The organism is Pseudomonas sp. ES1 (assembly GCF_050586605.1).
In the GTDB taxonomy this organism is placed as follows: domain Bacteria; phylum Pseudomonadota; class Gammaproteobacteria; order Pseudomonadales; family Pseudomonadaceae; genus Aquipseudomonas; species Aquipseudomonas sichuanensis.
Genome location: NZ_JBOBDM010000090.1, coordinates 1 through 16,030 on the forward strand (window position 1 = coordinate 1; position 16,030 = coordinate 16,030).

The 16,030-nt window shown below is 64.5% G+C and carries 12 protein-coding genes; 7 read left to right on the top strand and 5 right to left on the bottom strand.

Features of this window, described 5'->3' with window-relative positions; genetic code table 11:
* Window positions 1-82: 82 nt before the first annotated feature.
* Entirely contained in the window at window positions 83-895 is an 813-nt protein-coding gene (gene xthA, locus ACQ4N9_RS25030; RefSeq protein ID WP_390970835.1) for an exodeoxyribonuclease III, read from the bottom strand.
* A gap of 163 nt (window positions 896-1,058) precedes the next feature.
* Here xthA and ACQ4N9_RS25035 point away from each other — a divergent pair, with 163 nt between their 5' ends.
* Genes ACQ4N9_RS25035 through ACQ4N9_RS25045 form a run of 3 tightly spaced genes read left to right on the top strand, consistent with a single transcriptional unit; the run spans window position 1,059 to window position 7,176 of the window.
* Window positions 1,059-1,709, top strand: coding sequence for a GNAT family N-acetyltransferase (locus ACQ4N9_RS25035; RefSeq protein WP_390970837.1), 651 nt, complete (start codon window positions 1,059-1,061; stop codon window positions 1,707-1,709).
* 53 nt (window positions 1,710-1,762) lie between these two features.
* The gene (locus ACQ4N9_RS25040; protein WP_390970839.1) at window positions 1,763-3,505 is read left to right on the top strand and encodes an autotransporter assembly complex protein TamA; all 1,743 of its coding nucleotides are present in this window, start codon (window positions 1,763-1,765) and stop codon (window positions 3,503-3,505) included.
* Entirely contained in the window at window positions 3,505-7,176 is a 3,672-nt protein-coding gene (locus ACQ4N9_RS25045) for a translocation/assembly module TamB domain-containing protein (RefSeq protein ID WP_390970841.1), read from the top strand. The genes ACQ4N9_RS25040 and ACQ4N9_RS25045 overlap by 1 nt, the downstream gene beginning before the upstream one ends.
* Before the next feature lie 77 nt (window positions 7,177-7,253).
* Here the strand turns inward: ACQ4N9_RS25045 and ACQ4N9_RS25050 are convergent, their stop codons facing one another.
* Window positions 7,254-7,634, bottom strand: coding sequence for a Mor transcription activator family protein (locus tag ACQ4N9_RS25050; RefSeq protein ID WP_390970843.1), 381 nt, complete (start codon window positions 7,632-7,634; stop codon window positions 7,254-7,256).
* A gap of 485 nt (window positions 7,635-8,119) precedes the next feature.
* Here ACQ4N9_RS25050 and ACQ4N9_RS25055 point away from each other — a divergent pair, with 485 nt between their 5' ends.
* Window positions 8,120-8,308, top strand: a complete 189-nt coding sequence (locus ACQ4N9_RS25055) for a hypothetical protein (protein ID WP_110994403.1) — start codon at window positions 8,120-8,122, stop codon at window positions 8,306-8,308.
* Between the two features lie 36 nt (window positions 8,309-8,344).
* On the opposite strand, the gene ACQ4N9_RS25060 is transcribed toward ACQ4N9_RS25055, so the two are convergent.
* The gene (locus ACQ4N9_RS25060; RefSeq protein ID WP_390970845.1) at window positions 8,345-8,707 is read right to left on the bottom strand and encodes a fe2+ zn2+ uptake regulation protein; all 363 of its coding nucleotides are present in this window, start codon (window positions 8,705-8,707) and stop codon (window positions 8,345-8,347) included.
* Between the two features lie 207 nt (window positions 8,708-8,914).
* On the opposite strand from ACQ4N9_RS25060, the gene ACQ4N9_RS25065 reads away from it, so the two are divergent.
* Entirely contained in the window at window positions 8,915-11,227 is a 2,313-nt protein-coding gene (locus ACQ4N9_RS25065) for an acylase (RefSeq protein ID WP_390970847.1), read from the top strand.
* A gap of 173 nt (window positions 11,228-11,400) precedes the next feature.
* On the opposite strand, the gene ACQ4N9_RS25070 is transcribed toward ACQ4N9_RS25065, so the two are convergent.
* Window positions 11,401-12,123, bottom strand: coding sequence for a UDP-2,3-diacylglucosamine diphosphatase (locus tag ACQ4N9_RS25070; RefSeq protein WP_390970849.1), 723 nt, complete (start codon window positions 12,121-12,123; stop codon window positions 11,401-11,403).
* Window positions 12,120-12,623: a peptidylprolyl isomerase gene (locus tag ACQ4N9_RS25075; protein WP_347151467.1), complete on the bottom strand. Its 504-nt coding sequence runs from the start codon at window positions 12,621-12,623 to the stop codon at window positions 12,120-12,122. The genes ACQ4N9_RS25070 and ACQ4N9_RS25075 overlap by 4 nt, the downstream gene beginning before the upstream one ends.
* A gap of 261 nt (window positions 12,624-12,884) precedes the next feature.
* Between ACQ4N9_RS25075 and ACQ4N9_RS25080 the strand changes: the two genes are divergently transcribed.
* Together ACQ4N9_RS25080 and cysS are read left to right on the top strand one after the other, a co-directional pair.
* A complete protein-coding gene (locus ACQ4N9_RS25080; RefSeq protein WP_390970852.1) occupies window positions 12,885-14,588 on the top strand; it encodes a glutamine--tRNA ligase/YqeY domain fusion protein in 1,704 nt (567 codons plus the stop codon).
* A 9-nt stretch (window positions 14,589-14,597) separates the two neighbouring features.
* Window positions 14,598-15,980, top strand: coding sequence for a cysteine--tRNA ligase (gene cysS / locus ACQ4N9_RS25085; RefSeq protein WP_390970854.1), 1,383 nt, complete (start codon window positions 14,598-14,600; stop codon window positions 15,978-15,980).
* Window positions 15,981-16,030: the final 50 nt, after the last annotated feature.

Here is a 16,030-nt window from a genome sequence, read left to right on the forward strand (position 1 = left end):
GCCGCTGAATGCGCATACATCTATAAAAACCAGCACCCTAAGCCCCGAGCCCGAGCCCGAGCCCGAGCCCGAGCCCGAACCCTCACCCCAACTCAAGCCAAATCGGCGCATGATCCGAAGGCTTCTCCATCCCCCGCAACTCATAGTCAATCCCCGCCGCCTTGACCCGAGGCAGCAACCCCTGCGAAGCCATGATCAGGTCAATCCGCAGCCCACGCTTGGGCTCATCCTCGAACCCCCGGCTGCGATAGTCGAACCAGCTGAACTGATCAGCCACTTCCGGGTACAGATGGCGGAACGTGTCGACCAGCCCCCAGCCCTTGAGCCGCTCCATCCACTCGCGCTCTTCAGGCAGGAAACTGCACTTGCCAGTCTTCAACCAGCGCTTGGCGTTGTCCGCCCCGATACCGATGTCGCAATCCTGCGGCGAAATGTTCACATCACCCATCACCAACAGCGGCTGGTCATTCTTGAACTGGCTCTCCAGCAACACTTGCAGGTCGCTGTAGAAACGCTGTTTGGCCGGGAATTTGGTGGGGTGGTCACGGCTCTCGCCCTGGGGGAAGTAGCCGTTCATCACCGTGATCGGCGTGCCGTTGCGGTCGGCGAAGGTGCCCCAGATGAAGCGGCGCTGGGCATCTTCTTCATCACTGGCGAAACCCTTGTACAGCGACAGCGGCTGTTCCCGAGACAGCAGCGCCACGCCGTAGTGGCCTTTCTGGCCGTGGTAATGCACGTGGTAGCCGAGCGCCTCGACTTCAGCCAGCGGGAACTGTTCGTCGCTGACCTTGGTTTCCTGCAGGCCGATCACGTCCGGCTGGTGCTTGTCGATCAGTGCCGCCAACTGGTGCGGGCGGGCGCGCAGGCCATTGATGTTGAACGAGACGACTTTCATGGAAAGACAATCCTGATAAAAGCCTCGAATGCTAGCCGACATCGCCGGCGGCGGCCAGCGTGGCGACCCAGGGTTGGCGCTGCTAACGTGCTGTGGGAGGTGAACCATACGCGGTGCAGTAACTCCAAGGCACTGCACGCCCATTCCAGGAGGACCGCCCGCGATGCCCGACGCCCTAGCCGCACCAGCCCGTATTTGCCTGCTCGACGAAGGCTACGCCCGCGAGGCTCGCTCGCTGCTCTATCACGCCTACCGCCATGAACCGACCTTTGCCTGGCTGTTCGAAGCCCAGCGGCCTGGCTATGAGCAGCGTCTGCGGGTGCTGGTGCGCGAATGGCTGCGCCAGCACTTCTACCTGCAGTTGCCGGCGATCGGCCTGCTGGTGGATGACCGCCTGGTCGGGATCGCGCTGATCGTGCCGCCACAACGTCGATTGGGTGTGGCTGACAGCTGGGCATGGCGCCTGCGCATGATGCTCGGCACTGGCCTGCGCTGCACACGCCGCTACCTGGACTACCAGGCTGCGCTCGCGGGTTGTCTGCCGAGCGGGCAGGTGCATGTACTGCCGCTGCTGGGTGTGCACCCGCAGTTCCAGGGGCAGCACTACGGCGAACAGTTGCTGCAAGCGGTACACGACTGGTGCGCTGATGACCCGACCACCCAGGGCGTGGTGCTGGATACCGGCAATGCACACTACCTGGCCTTCTATGAGCGCCAGGGCTATGAGGAGATCGGCGAGGTCGCTGTAGGGCCAATCCGAGAAAGGGTGTTCTTTCATCCCAATCCGGTGTCGTCCAATGCGACAGTTGTGTGACCGGTATTGACAGGCGGCACCCTTGACCGGCCCGCTCTGGTAGCATGCGCCGCATGACGTATTCAGGACGACTTTGCTGGGGCCTGCTGCTGCTGGCCGCCAGCTCCATGACATGGGCGCAGAGCGAGTTACTGGTCCGGGTGAAACCCGCCAACAAGCCGCTCAAGGCCAATATCGAAGGTTATATCGGCAGCCTCGGCGAGCGCGATGAAGAAGCGCTGCTGCGTTTCAGTCGCGGCGCCGAGGAGCAGACACGCAAGGCGGCGCAGGCGCTGGGTTATTACCAGGCACGCATCGACAGCGAAGTGAAGGCGCCGAGTGACAAGGACAAGCCCCCGCAACTGATCATCCGTGTCGATCCGGGTGAGCCGGTACGCCTGCGCAACGTGACTGTGCGTATCGAAGGGCCGGCCAGCGAAATGAAGGCATTTCGCATCCCCGACAGCAAGGCGCTGCGCCCCGGCGAGCAACTCAATCATGGGCATTACGAAGATGCCAAGCGGCTGATCCTCAACCAGGCGTCGCGCTATGGTTTTTTCAGTGGCCGCTTCACGCGCCAGCGTCTGGCGGTCGACCCGCAGGCCGGTGTCGCCGACATCGAACTGGTCTACCAGAGCGGCCCACGCTATCGCCTGGGTGCGGTGCACTTCGGCGGTGACACGCCCCTGGACCAGGACCTGCTGCAGCGCATGGTGCAGTTCCAGCCCGGCACCCCTTACGACTCGGAGTTGATCGCCGAGCTCAACAACGATCTGCAATCGAGCGGCTATTTCGAAGGCGTACGGGTGGATGCCGCGCCGACCGCCGCCGTGGGCGAAGACATTCCCGTCGAAGTTCGCCTCGACACCCGTAAACCACGCACCATGGGCCTGGGCCTGGGCTTTTCGACCGACGTCGGTCCGCGTGCCAAGGCCAACTGGACCCGCCACTGGGTCAACCCGCAAGGCCATAGCTACGGTTGGGAGACTGAACTGTCGGCGCCTCGGCAGAACGTCGGCCTGTGGTACGACATCCCGCTCGATCCACCGCTCACCGACAAGTTGCGCTTTGCCGGCGGCTACCAGAACGAGGATATCGCCGGCACCGACACGCTGAGCAAGCTGCTGACCGTAGGCCCGGAATGGCACAGCAAACTGCCCAGCGGCTGGCAGCGGGTGATCTCGCTCAAGTACCAACGCGAAGAGTATCGCCTGGGTGACGACTCGGGCCTGAGCAACCTGCTGATGCCGGGGGTCAGTTTCGCCTACCTGCGCAGCGACAACCGGATCGATCCGCACCAGGGTTATCGGCTGCAGTTCGACCTGCAGGCGGCCAAGGAAGGGCTGGGTTCGGATACCAACCTGGTGCACGGCAACGTGCTGCTCAAAGGCCTGACCACCCTCGGCCACAACCACCGTTTCCTCGGCCGCGTGCAGTTCGGCGGCAGCGCCACCAACGGCTACCAGCAGAACATCCCACCGTCGCTGCGCTTCTTCGCTGGTGGCGACCAGAGCGTGCGTGGCTACGACTACCAGTCGTTGTCGCCAGAGAACAACAAAGGCGACCGTATCGGCGGTCGCTACATGGTGGCCGGCAGTGCCGAATACCAGTACTCGATCGCCGAAAAATGGCGCCTGGCAACCTTCATCGACCAGGGCAACTCGTTCAACAGCCTGGAACTGCCTAGCCTCAAGACCGGTGTCGGCATCGGCGTGCGCTGGGTCTCGCCGGTAGGGCCGCTACGCCTGGACCTGGCCCACGCGCTGGATGACGACGGTGGTTTTCGTTTGCACTTTTCCATGGGGCCCGAGCTGTGATGCGTGTGTTCAGATACCTCTTGCTCGTTATCTGCGCCTTGTTGCTGCTGATCGCCTTGGCGCTGGGCCTGGTGCTGGGTACCCAGGCAGGCAGCCGCTGGGCGGTGGGGCTGGTGCCGGGGCTTGAGGTCAGCGACTTCGCAGGGAGCCTGGGTGGCAGTTGGCAAGCCAGCCAACTGCGCTGGGTTGACGGCCAGAGCCGGATCGAGCTGCAAGCCCCGCAGCTGGCCTGGTCCCCTGCCTGCCTGTTGCGCGCCACCCTGTGCATCGAGCGTCTGCAGGCCGAGCGTATCGACATGGCCTTCGCCCCGGGCGAAAGCGAGCCCGACAGCGGCCCACTGCAACTGCCGGCGCTGAACCTGCCGCTGGCCATCGAACTGGGCGAGGTCAAGGTCGGCCAGCTGCGGCTGGATGGCAGTGAGCTGCTTGGCAATCTGCAACTGGCTGCGCACTGGACTGCGGCCGGCCTACGGGTCGACAGCCTGCAACTGCAGCGCGACGACCTGCACCTTGACCTGCAGGGCGTGTTGCAACCGCAAGGCAACTGGCCGCTGCAACTGCAAGGCACCTTGCAACTGCCGGCCGTGGACGGCCAACCCTGGCAGTTGGCGTTGAGTGCCAAGGGCGAGCTGCAACAGACACTGACGCTGGACGCCACCAGCAGTGGCTACCTCGATGCCCGCTTGAACGGCGAGCTGCAGGCCCTGGCCGAACACCTGCCGGCGAAACTGAGCCTGCGCGCCGAGGCGTTCAAGCCCGCCGCCAGCCTGCCCGACACCCTGCAACTCAACCAGCTCAGGCTCGACGCCCAGGGCGACCTGCTCAAGGGCTACCAGCTGTCCGGTGCGGCCACGCTGCCGGCGGAGCAGGGCCCGGTGGGCCTGGTGCTGGCCGGCAAGGTGGACGCCAAGGGCGCCCGGCTCGATGCCCTGGACCTCAATGCCAGCGATACCCAGCGGGTCAAGCTGCAGGCCAGTGCCGACTGGCAGCAGGGCTTGAGCGCTGACGCCAGCATCGACTGGCTCGATTTCCCCTGGTTGCGCCTGTACCCCCTCGAACAGCCACCGCAGGTGACCCTCAAGCGTTTCAATGCGCAGGTGCAGTACCGCGATGGCAACTACAAGGGCGTGTTCAACGGTGACCTGGATGGCCCGGCAGGCGCCTTCACCGTCGCCAGCCCATTCGACGGTGATCTCGGCCAGGTGCGGCTGCCGCAGCTGGCGCTGAGTGCAGGGCAGGGCAAGGCGGCCGGCAGCGTCGCCTTGCGCTTTGCCGACACCCTGGCCTGGGATGTCGACCTGCAGCTGGCAGCGCTAGACCCGGCCTATTGGCTGGCCGAGCTGCCCGGTACCCTGGCCGGGCCATTGCGCAGTCAGGGCGAGCTGAAGAATCAGCAATTGCAGCTCAAGGCGCAGCTCGACCTCAAGGGGCGCCTGCGTGGCCAGCCAGCCGTGCTCAAGGTGGATGCCGACGGCAAGGGCGACCACTGGACCCTGGGCAGCCTGGCGGTGCAGCTGGGCGACAACCGCATCAACGGCAGTGGCAGCCTGCAGCAGCGCCTGGCTGGGCGTGTTGACCTCGACCTGCCGCGGCTTGGCCAGCTCTGGCCGCAGCTGCAGGGCCAGGTCAAGGGCCGCCTGGACCTGGCTGGCACCCTCGCTGCGCCCCAGGGCAGCCTCACGCTGCACGGCCAGCAACTGGCGCAGGCCGACAACCGGGTACAGCGGCTGGACCTCGATGCGCGCCTGGACAGTGCCCAGCGGGGGCAGCTCACGCTCAAGGCCGGCGCTATCCGCCTGGGCGATACCCCGTTGGGCAACCTGGATGTGCAGGGCAAGGGCGATATCCGCCAGCAGGCTGCCACCCTGGCGCTCGATGGCCCGCAGCTCAAGCTCGACCTGGCGCTCGACGGCACACTCAGCAAGGGCGACTGGCGCGGTCGCCTGGCCAGCGGGCGTATCCAGGCCGGTGGCCAGGACTGGCAACTGCAAGCCCCGGCGCGCCTGCAGCGCCTGGCCAGCGGCCAGCTGGATTTCGGTGCCCATTGCTGGCGCGCAGGCCAGGCCAGCCTGTGTGGCGAGGACCAGCGCCTGGCGCCAGAGCCGCGCCTGCGCTATCACCTCAAGCAGTTCCCACTGGACAGCCTGGCGCAATGGCTGCCCAAGGACTTCGCCTGGCAGGGGCTGCTCAATGCCGACATCAACCTCGATATCCCGGCCAGCGGCCCCAAAGGCAGTATTCGTGTCGATGCCGGCGGCGGCACCCTGCGCGTGCGCGACAAGGGGCGCTGGGTTGATTTCCCCTACCAGGTGCTGCGCCTGGACAGCACCCTGGCACCGCGTCGGGTGGACACCCACCTGGCCTTTCGTGGCGAGCGCCTGGGGGAGCTGACCCTCGACACCCGCCTTGACCCGCTTGGGCGCAACAAGCCGCTGTCCGGCGAGTTCCGCCTGGCCGGGCTGGAGCTGTCGGTGGCCCGGCCGTTCCTGCCGATGGTCGAGCGCCTGGCCGGCCAGCTCAATGGCAGCGGGCGCCTGTCGGGCAGCTTGTTGGCACCGCAGGTCAACGGCAACCTGGCGTTGAGCGGTGGTGAGGTCAGCGGCGCAGAATTACCGGTAAGCCTGCAGGCACTTTCACTCCAGGCGCTGATCGCCGGCGAGCAGGTGCAGCTCAAGGGCGACTGGCGCAGTGGCGACGCCGGGCGTGGCGAGCTGGCCGGGCAGATGACCTGGGGGCAGGCGCTGGCCATGGAGCTGCGCCTGAGCGGCCAGCAGCTGCCGGTCACTGTCGAGCCCTACGCGGTGCTCGAGGTTGCGCCCGACCTGGTCATCCGCCTGGTCGACGACAAGCTGGCGGTAACCGGCAAGGTACTGGTGCCCAAGGGCGAGATCACCGTGCGTGAACTGCCACCGTCGACGGTGCAGGTATCCGACGACACGGTGATCCTTGGCCACCAGGCGCAGGAGGGCAAGCCGCCCATGGCGGTGGCAATGGACATCGACGTCGAGGTCGGTCGCGACAAGCTGTCGTTCAGTGGTTTCGGCCTCACCGCCAACCTGCTTGGCCACGTGCACATCGGCGACAACCTCGATACCCGCGGGGAGCTGAGCCTGGCTGATGGTCGCTACCGCGCCTATGGCCAGCGCCTCACCATCCGCCGGGCACGCCTGCTGTTCGCGGGCCCCATCGACCAGCCGTACCTGGATATCGAAGCGATTCGTCAGGTGGATGACGTGATTGCCGGTATTCGCCTGAGCGGCAGCGCCGAACAACCCACCACCAAGGTGTTTTCGGAACCGGCGATGAGCCAGGAACAGGCGTTGTCCTATCTGGTGCTGGGGCGGCCACTGGGTGCTTCTGGTGAAGACAGCAACATGTTGGCCGAGGCAGCGCTGGGCCTGGGTTTGGCGGGCAGTGCCGGGATTACTGGCAGCCTGGCGTCGAACCTGGGGATCGAAGATTTCCAGCTCGACACCGAGGGCTCGGGCACCAGCACCAGTGTGGTCGCCAGCGGCAACCTCAGCGAGCGGCTGAGCCTGCGTTACGGTGTGGGGGTTTTCGAGCCTGCCAATACCATTGCCCTGCGTTACAAGCTGAGCAAGAAAGTCTACCTGGAGGCCGCCAGCGGCCTGGCCAGCTCGCTGGACATCTTCTACAAGCGCGACTTCTGACCGTTCGCGCTCGTCCGCGCCGGCTGCCAGTGGCCGGGCGCGGACGCCTCTGGTCGTCTCATTCATCCGTTCAACGCTTAGCGAACCGGGCAATCCTGGCGCCGAATATTGCCGATCTGTCGCAGGCTAAGCCCGTATTTGTCGGCCAACAGGCTGCGTGACAGGCCGTTGGCGCTTTCCTTTTGAATCTGCTGGTTGCGCAGCTGGCGCTGAAAGTGGTCGGCCTTGGGGATCTCCAGCGCCAGGCCGGCAAAGCGCTTGATCAGCGCGTCGAGCGCTTCGGGCGGCAAGACATCTGCCAATTTGGTACGTGAGCGGTGCTTGGGGATGTACTTGGGGCGCCCGCCGAACGCACAGGTAAGCCGGTAGGCATTTTCGAGGCCGATGCATTCGATCAGCACCTGCAGTGATTGAGGCAGTTGGGTTACTTCGATGTTGTTGAGGTCTGGCATGTCCACGCAAGGCATCCTTGGGCTGTGGGATCGTTTGACGCGTGGCCTGTGTATCGACCACACACCGAGGGTTGCCATGGCGCGGCTGGGCGCTTGGCTCGCCTCGATTTTCAAACAGCATCAGAAAGGGTCGCTAGGCGCGAATCGGACCGGCACTTGTAGCCTTGTCGGCACGACAATTGAAAGCAAACGGGATAATCGGTGTATGAAAATTCTTCACCCTTGCGCTACAGGCCCCAAAAGTCATAGAGAAGACCTTCCATGGTGGCATTTTGGGTGTGGTACCCCATGCAATTGCAGGGGAACAATATTCCCAGGTATCCGGGCGTTGATCGGCGAGGTAATTTTGTGTCAGGCAAGCAGCGAATCTGATGCTGCTGGGAGGTATGCGTCGTAGGTCGGCAGGAAAATCAGCGTAGGACATGGCAGCGAGGTATCATGGCGCCGGCTCCAAGCGAGCCTCATGTCCCCGATGTCGCAAGGAACTCCCGATGACACATGTGCAGCGCCTGAAATATTCGATCCTGATCATCCTGGTGGTACTGGGGATCATGCTCGGCCTGAGTCACCTGCAGAAGCAGGGCACCATCAGCGAGCAGACATTCCAGTTCATCGCCATCGCCGTTGCGGTGGTCGTGGTGGTGATCAACGGGATCCTGCGGCGCAAGGTCAAGCCCTGAGGCGGGCCGGCCGGCGGATCAAGGCCGGCCACACGCTCAACGCAAGGTGGGCTGCTCGAGTACGGCGCGTGCCTGGGGCTCGAGGCTGTAGCACTTGTCGTTGCCCAGGCTGATCACACCTTCGGTGCACAGCCGCTTGAGCACCTCGCGCACGCTGAGGAACGACAACGGAATGTCCAACTGCTCAAGGTGCGCGTGGACACCACGCACGCCAATGCTGCGGCCGTTGCGATCGGCGCTGTGCAGGGCGTCGATGACTTTGAGGCGGATCAGGCTGGTACGCAGCCCGTAGACGCGCAGCAGCTCGCGAATCTGCTCGTTGCCGGTGCGCACTTCCTGTGCGCAGGGCGTGCTGACCGGGCTGTGCGCCGCCGGCAGCGAAGGTTGTTGGTTGTACATGCGAATGCTCCTTTTCATCGACCGCAGCGGATTCATCGTTGTTGCCTCTCTCACCTATTAAGACGAACGAGAACGGCAAAACTGCAGTCCCTCGGTAAAAAAATCTGACACGCCTTGTTGAAGACGTTGCAGCAGGCAAGAGGGCGTAAAATTTTCATCCGGCCATTCGTCTGATCGGGATAACCCCCGATTGCACGAGGAGTGCCTGTGATCCCTCTTTCGCGTCCTACCCTGCGCCTTGGCCTTGCCGCCGCCCTGGTCGCCTCCAGCCTGCTGGCGCAGGCGCGCGAGGCTAGCGGCGAAGCCTCTGCGCAGATCCGCCGCACCAGCTTTGGTGTGCCGCACATCCTGGCCAATGACGAGCGTGGCCTGGGCTATGGCATCGGCTATGCCTACGCCCAGGACAATCTGTGCCTGCTGGCCAACGAGGTGCTGACGGTCAACGGCGAGCGCTCCCGCTACTTCGGGGGTGACGGCAAGACCGTGGAGCAGCGCGACAACCTCGCCAGCGACCTGTTCTTCACCTGGCTCAACAACCCTGTCGCAGTCAACGGCTTCCAGCAGGCCCAACCGGCAGCGGTGCGCGACCTGCTGGAGGGGTATGCCCGCGGCTATAACCGCGCCCTGGGCGAGCGTCGGGCTCAAGGCCTGCCTGCCGAGTGCGGGGCGGGCGACTGGGTGCGGCCGATCACCAGCCTGGACCTGGTCAAGTTGACCCGCCGCTTGTTGGCCGAAGGTGGCGTAGGCCAATTCGCCGAGGCCGTGGTGGCGGCGACCCCGCCCAACCTTGCGGCGCAGCGGCCCACGGTCGACTACAGCGTGGCCCTGGCCCGGCAGCAACAGTTCGCCATGAGCCGTGGCAGCAACGCCGTTGCGGTGGGCGCGCAGCGCTCGGCCAATGGCCGCGGCCTGTTGTTGGCCAACCCGCATTTCCCCTGGGTAGGCGGCATGCGCTTCTACCAGATGCAACTGACCATCCCCGGGCAGTTGGATGTCATGGGGGCGGCGTTGCCGGGCCTGCCGGTGGTCAACATCGGTTTCAACAAGCACCTGGCCTGGACCCACACCGTAGACACGTCGAAGCATTTCACCGTGTACCGCCTGCAACTCGACCCGAAAGACCCGACCCGTTACCTGCTCGATGGCCAGTCGCTGCCGCTTGAACAGCAGAAGGTCAGCGTCACGGTGAAAGGCGAGGGCGGCGCGCTGCAGCAGGTCGAACGGCCCATCTACCTGTCGAAGTTCGGCCCGGTGGTGCAGTGGCCCGGCCGGCTGGACTGGGACAATCAGGCGGCCTATGCGCTGCGTGACGCCAACCTGGAAAACACCCGGGTGCTGCAACAGTGGTATCGGATCAACCGCGCCGACAGCCTGGGCGCGTTGCAAGCGTCGGTGGCGCAGTTGCAGGGTATCCCTTGGGTCAACACCCTGGCGGTCGACGCAGCGGGGCAGGCGCTGTACCTGAATCAGTCAGTGGTGCCTTATGTCGACGAAGAGCTGCTGGCCCGTTGCGGCAACCCTGGCGTCACCGAGCCGGTGGTGGTGCTGGACGGCTCGCGCAGTGCCTGCCAGTGGAAGGTAGACGCCCAGGCCGCACAACCGGGGATCTTCCCGGCGCGCCTGCAACCGAGCCTGGTACGCAGCGACTTCGTGCAGCATTCCAATGACTCGGCCTGGCTGGCCAACCCTGCTCAGCCATTGACTGGTTTCTCGCCGCTGCAAAGCCGTGCCGAACAACCGCTGGGCATGCGCAGCCGCTTCGCCCTGCAGCGCCTGCAAGGCAGCGCAAAGCTGGACGGCGATGCCCTGAAGCGCATGGTGTTCGATGACGAGGTCTACCTGGCCAGCCTGCTGTTGCCCGACCTGCTGCAATGGTGCAAAGGCGCGCCGGCGGATGTCGCGGCGGTATGCGCCAGCCTGCAGGCCTGGAATGGCAAGGCTGACCTGGAGGCCGGGATCGGCCTGGTGCACTTCGAGAACATCGCCGGCGCGCTGGCCGAACATCGCGATAGCTGGCGAGTGGCGTTCGATCCGGCCGACCCACTGCATACGCCTCGTGGCCTGGCCGTGGAGCAGGCGGCGGTGAGCAAACTGTTGCACCAGGCTGCGCTGGCCTCGTTGGCCCAGGTTGGCCAAGCCGGCATCGCTGCCGAGCAGCGTTGGGGGCAGATCCAGCAGGCCAGCGACGGCACGCCGGTGCCTGGCGGTCCGCAGGAGTTGGGGGTGTATAACGCCATGCTCAGTGTGCCGTTCGCACCGGGCAAGCGCCTGGTGGTCAGCGGTACCAGCTACCTGCAGGTGGTCAGTTACACCGAGCAGGGGCCGCAGGCCCAGGGCTTGTTGGCGTTCTCACTGTCCAGCGAGGCGGCTTCGGTTCATGCCGGTGACCAGACCCGCGCCTTTGCCGCCAAGCAGCTGTCGGTGATCCCGTTCAGCGAGGCGCAGATCAAGGCGGATCCGCAGTATCGGCAGTATGTGATAAGCGAGAAGGACAGGGCGGCGGTGGTCAGCGCTCAGTAGCGCGGTGAGGCTCATCACCGACCAGAACCCACAGGATGGACACCACCCTGTGGGAGCAACCGTTTTGCGGTGTCTGGGCTGGCCTCATCGCCGGCAAGCCGGCTCCCACACCGACCGGATGAACGCAAGCCATGCATCATCCCTGTGGGAGCCGGCTTGCCGGCGATAGGGGTTCAGGCGAAATCGAACGGGGCCAACTGAAAGCCCTGGTCATCCACCTGCAGCGTCCAGCCACGCCGATCCCAATCGCCCAGCACGATCCGCCGCGCCGGTTGCCCATCGACCACCAGCTTGTGGATCGCCGGGCGGTGCGTGTGGCCATGCACCAGGGTGCGTACGCCATGGGCGGCCATCACCTTGGGCACTTCCTCCGGGGTCACGTCGACGATCTCGGTGGCCTTCATGCGTGTCTGCGAGCGGCTTTCACTGCGCAGCTTGCGCGCCAGCTTGTGCCGCGTGGCCAGCGGCAGGTGCCGCAGGATCCACAGCGTCAGCGGATTGCGCAGGTAGCGGCGCAGCTTCATGTACGCCACGTCGCGGGTGCACAGGGTATCGCCATGCATCAGCAATACCTGCTCGCCACCCAGCTCGACCACGCTGGGGTCGGCCAGCAGGGTGCAGCCGGCGGCTTCGCAGAAAGCCTGGCCGATCAGGAAGTCGCGGTTGCCGTGCATCAGGTACACCGCCGTGCCGTTGTCGCTCAGTTGGCGCAGGGCCTGGCAGATCGACTGCTGGAACGGGGTCATGGCATCGTCGCCGATCCATGCCTCGAAGAAGTCGCCAAGGATGTACAGCGCCTTGGCGTGACGGGCGCGGCCGTCGAGCAGATCAAGAAACGCCCGGACAATGTCCGGGCGTTCTTCTTGCAGGTGCAGATCGGAGATCAGCAGAATCACTCAATGATCTCTGCTTTCTCGATGATCACGTCTTCTTTCGGTACGTCCTGGTGGCCAGCCTTGGAACCGGTGGCGACTTTTTCGATGGCGTCGACAACCTCGGTGCCTTCGGTCACTTTACCGAACACGGCGTAGCCCCAGCCCTGGACATTCTTGCCGCTGTGGTTGAGGAAATCGTTGTTGGAGGCGTTGATGAAGAACTGCGCGGAGGCCGAGTGCGGCTCCATGGTACGGGCCATGGCGATGGTGTACTTGTCGTTCTTCAGGCCGTTGTCGGCTTCGTTCTGGATGCTGGCACGCTTGTCGCGCTTTTCGTTCATGCCTGGCTCGAAACCGCCGCCTTGGATCATGAAGCCCTTGATCACACGGTGGAACACGGTGTTGCTGTAGTGGCCGGCTTCAACGTAAGCCAGGAAGTTGGCAACGGTCAGCGGGGCTTTTTCAGCGTTCAGCTCGATGACGATGTCGCCGTGGTTGGTGCTCAGTTTGACTTTGGACATGCTTAAGTTCGCTCTCAAGGCATCGGGAATAGGGGGCGCAGGGCGCTCGGGTTAGCTGACGCAGGATCAGCAGGCCGCGGCACATGCCACAAGGTGCGCGGCGGCCATTCTGCCGGTTTAGACCGGCGGCTGCGACAAATAGCTGCGCAAATCGCGTCAGTTTGTCCGCGTCCGGCTGTCAGCAGCTTGACTGCTTCGGCTATGATAGGCCCTTTGTTTCAATCGGCCTACCCAGGCCAGCTACCTGCATTCAAGGACACTATGAGCAAGCCCACTGCCGACAACGCGCCCAACGCCGCTGCCAAAGGCGCCCCCGCCGTCCCTGTGAACTTCCTGCGGCCAATCATCCAGGCCGACCTGGACGCGGGCAAGCACAGCAGCATCGTCACCCGTTTTCCGCCAGAGCCCAACGGCTACCTGCACATCGGTCATGCCAAGTCGATCTGTGTCAACTTCGGCCTGGCCAAGGAATTCGGCGGTGTCTGTCACCTGCGCTTCGACGACACCAACCCGGCCAAGGAAGACCAGGAATACATCGACGCCATCCAGAGCGACGTGAAATGGCTGGGCTTCGACTGGGCCGGCGAGGTGCGCTATGCCTCCAACTACTTCGACCAGCTGCACGACTGGGCCGTTGAACTGATCAAGCGTGGCAAGGCCTATGTCTGCGACCTGACCCCTGATCAGGCCAAGGAATACCGTGGCAGCCTGACCGAGCCGGGCAAGAACAGCCCGTTCCGCGAGCGCAGCGTCGAAGAGAACCTCGAGCTGTTCGCCCGTATGAAGGCCGGCGAGTTCAAGGACGGCGAGCGCGTGCTGCGGGCCAAGATCGACATGGCCTCGCCGAACATGAACCTGCGCGACCCAATCTTGTACCGCATCCGCCATGCCCACCATCACCAGACCGGTGACAAGTGGTGCATCTACCCGAACTACGACTTCACCCACGGGCAGTCCGATGCCATCGAAGGCATCACCCACTCGATCTGCACCCTGGAGTTCGAAGGCCACCGCCCGCTGTACGACTGGTTCCTCGACAACCTGCCGGTACCGGCGCACCCGCGCCAGTACGAGTTCAGCCGCCTGAACCTGAACTACACCATCACCTCCAAGCGCAAGCTCAAGCAACTGGTGGACGAGAAGCACGTCAGCGCCTGGGATGACCCGCGCATGTCGACCCTGTCGGGCTTCCGCCGCCGTGGCTACACCCCGGCATCGATCCGCAACTTCTGCGAAATGATCGGCACCAACCGTTCCGACGGCGTGGTCGACATGGCGATGCTCGAGTTCAGCATCCGTGACGACCTCGACCGCACCGCGCCGCGCGCCATGTGCGTGCTGCGCCCGCTGAAAGTGGTCATCACCAACTACCCCGAGGGCCAGGTCGAGCAGCTCGAACTGCCGCGTCACCCCAAGGAAGACATGGGCGTACGCGTATTGCCGTTTGCCCGCGAACTGTACATCGACCGCGACGACTTCATGGAAGAGCCGCCGAAGGGCTACAAGCGCCTGGAGCCGGCCGGTGAAGTGCGCCTGCGCGGCAGCTACGTGATCCGCGCCGACGAGGCGATCAAGGACGCCGACGGCAACATCGTCGAGCTGCGCTGCTCGTACGATGCCGACACCCTGGGCAAGAACCCCGAAGGCCGCAAGGTCAAGGGCGTGATCCACTGGGTGCCGGGCGCAGGCAGCGTCGAGTGCGAAGTGCGCCTGTACGACCGCCTGTTCCGCTCCGCCAACCCGGAAAAGACCGAAGACGGCGGCAGCTTCCTCGACAACATCAACCCCGATTCGCTGCAGGTGCTGACCGGCTGCCGCGCCGAGCCATCGCTGGGCCAGGCCCAGCCTGAAGACCGCTTCCAGTTCGAGCGCGAAGGCTACTTCTGCGCCGACCTGAAAGACAGCCAGCCGGGTCGCCCGGTGTTCAACCGCACCGTCACCCTGCGTGACTCCTGGGGCAGCTGAGGAACCGCCGTGCTCAACATCTACAACACGCTGACCAAGACCAAGGAAGCCTTCAAGCCGCTCGATGGCAACAAGGTGCGCATGTACGTGTGCGGCATGACCGTGTACGACTATTGCCACCTGGGCCATGGCCGCAGCATGGTGGCCTTCGACCTGGTCACCCGCTGGCTGCGCAAGAGCGGCTATGAGCTGACCTATGTGCGCAACATCACCGACATCGACGACAAGATCATCAACCGCGCCAACGAGAACGGCGAGTCGTTCGATGCCTTGACCGCGCGCATGATCGACGCGATGCACGAGGACGAGCGCCGCCTGAGCATCCTCAAGCCCGACCTGGAACCCCGTGCCACCGACCATATCCCCGGCATGCACGCGATGATCCAGACCCTGATCGACAAGGGTTACGCCTACGCCCCGGGCAATGGCGACGTGTACTACCGCGTCGGCAAGTTCGTCGGCTACGGCAAGCTGTCGCGCAAAAAGATCGAAGACCTGCGCATCGGCGCACGCATCGAAGTCGATGAAGCCAAGCAGGACCCGCTGGACTTCGTGCTATGGAAGGGCGTCAAGCCGGGCGAACCCTACTGGGATTCGCCCTGGGGGCCTGGCCGTCCGGGCTGGCATATCGAGTGCTCGGTGATGTCCACCTGCTGCCTGGGCGAGAGCTTCGACATCCACGGCGGCGGCAGCGACCTTGAGTTCCCGCACCACGAGAACGAGATCGCCCAGAGCGAGGCGGCCACCGGCAAGCAGTACGCCAACGCCTGGATGCACTGCGGCATGATCCGTATCAATGGCGAGAAGATGTCCAAGTCGTTGAACAACTTCTTCACCATCCGCGACGTGCTCGACAAGTATCACCCGGAGGTGGTGCGTTACCTGCTGGTGGCCAGCCACTACCGCAGCGCGATCAACTACTCCGAAGACAGCCTGCGCGACTCGAAAGGCGCACTGGAGCGCTTCTACCACGCCCTGCGCGGTCTGCCGCGGGTGGAGGCCAAGGGTGGTGATGAGTTCGTCGAGCGCTTCAGCGCGGCGATGAACGACGACTTCGGCACCCCCGAAGCCTGCGCCGTGCTGTTCGACCTGGTGCGCGAGATCAACCGCCTGCGTGAAAGCGACCCAGAGGCCGCTGCTGGCCTGGCTGGTCGTCTGCGTGAGCTGGGCGATGTGCTGGGTGTGTTGCAACTGGACGCCGACGACTTCCTGCGCGCAGGGGCCGAAGGCAAGGTCGACGCTGCCGAAGTGGAAGCCTTGATCCAGGCGCGCCTGCAGGCGCGGGCTGACAAGAACTGGGCCGAGTCCGACCGCATCCGCGACCAGATCACCGCCATGGGTGTGGTGCTGGAAGACAGCAAAGGCGCCACCACCTGGCGTTTGGCTGACTGATCGACGGATCACCCAAAGGCTTGCTTCGTGACTGATCGCGGGGCAAGCCC

Bases quoted from the DNA above. Each gene is read 5' to 3' on its own strand.
- ACQ4N9_RS25040 (WP_390970839.1), top strand. From the start codon at position 1,763: ATGACGTATTCAGGACGACTTTGCTGGGGCCTGCTGCTGCTGGCCGCC.
- ACQ4N9_RS25075 (WP_347151467.1), bottom strand. From the start codon at position 12,623: ATGTCCAAAGTCAAACTGAGCACCAACCACGGCGACATCGTCATCGAG.
- ACQ4N9_RS25045 (WP_390970841.1), top strand. From the start codon at position 3,505: ATGCGTGTGTTCAGATACCTCTTGCTCGTTATCTGCGCCTTGTTGCTG.
- xthA (WP_390970835.1), bottom strand. From the start codon at position 895: ATGAAAGTCGTCTCGTTCAACATCAATGGCCTGCGCGCCCGCCCGCAC.
- ACQ4N9_RS25080 (WP_390970852.1), top strand. From the start codon at position 12,885: ATGAGCAAGCCCACTGCCGACAACGCGCCCAACGCCGCTGCCAAAGGC.
- ACQ4N9_RS25060 (WP_390970845.1), bottom strand. From the start codon at position 8,707: ATGTACAACCAACAACCTTCGCTGCCGGCGGCGCACAGCCCGGTCAGC.
- ACQ4N9_RS25055 (WP_110994403.1), top strand. From the start codon at position 8,120: ATGACACATGTGCAGCGCCTGAAATATTCGATCCTGATCATCCTGGTG.
- ACQ4N9_RS25035 (WP_390970837.1), top strand. From the start codon at position 1,059: ATGCCCGACGCCCTAGCCGCACCAGCCCGTATTTGCCTGCTCGACGAA.